Annotated in this window: 1 protein-coding gene; it reads left to right on the top strand. The window is 42.7% G+C overall.

Annotation, left to right across the window (positions count from 1 at the left end; genetic code table 11):
• Window positions 1–146: 146 nt before the first annotated feature.
• Window positions 147–668: sialidase/neuraminidase family protein (locus AN964_RS25210; RefSeq protein WP_213083992.1), on the top strand; the 522-nt coding region annotated here is incomplete at its 3' end.

Here is a 668-nt window from a genome sequence, read left to right as displayed (position 1 = left end):
CCATTAAATCATGGAGAAGAGATATATTAAGAACTCAAGAGTCTGAATGTCAATGCATTAATGGAACCTGTATTGTCGCTGTCACAGATGGCCCTGCAGCTAGTAGTGCAGATCACCGAATTTACTGGATACGAGAAGGGAAGATAATGAAGTATGAAAACATTCCTAAAACAAAGATACAACATTTAGAGGAGTGTTCTTGCTATGTAGACATCGATGTGTACTGCATATGTAGGGACAATTGGAAAGGTTCTAATAGGCCTTGGATGAGGATCAACAATGGGACCATACTAGAAACAGGATATGTATGCAGCAAATTCCATTCAGACACCCCCAGGCCAGCCGATCCTTCAATAGTGTCATGTGATTCCCCAAGTAACATCAATGGAGGACCTGGAGTCAAAGGATTTGGCTTCAGAGTGGGTAATGATGTATGGTTGGGAAGAACAGTATCAACTACTGGAAGATCAGGCTTTGAGGTCATCAAGGTCACAGAAGGATGGATCAATTCCCTCAATCATGCTAAATCAGTTACGCAAACACTAGTATCGAACAATGACTGGTCAGGTTACTCAGGGAGTTTCATTATTGAGAGCAATGGCTGTTTCCAGCCCTGCTTCTATATCGAACTCATACGGGGGAGGCCCAATAGGAACGATGACGTTTCT

Source organism: Heyndrickxia shackletonii, assembly GCF_001420715.1.
GTDB classification, from domain to species: Bacteria; Bacillota; Bacilli; order Bacillales; family Bacillaceae_C; genus Margalitia; species Margalitia shackletonii.
The sequence above is the reverse complement of the archived record's forward strand: the minus strand, read 5'-3'. Positions and strand labels throughout refer to the sequence as shown.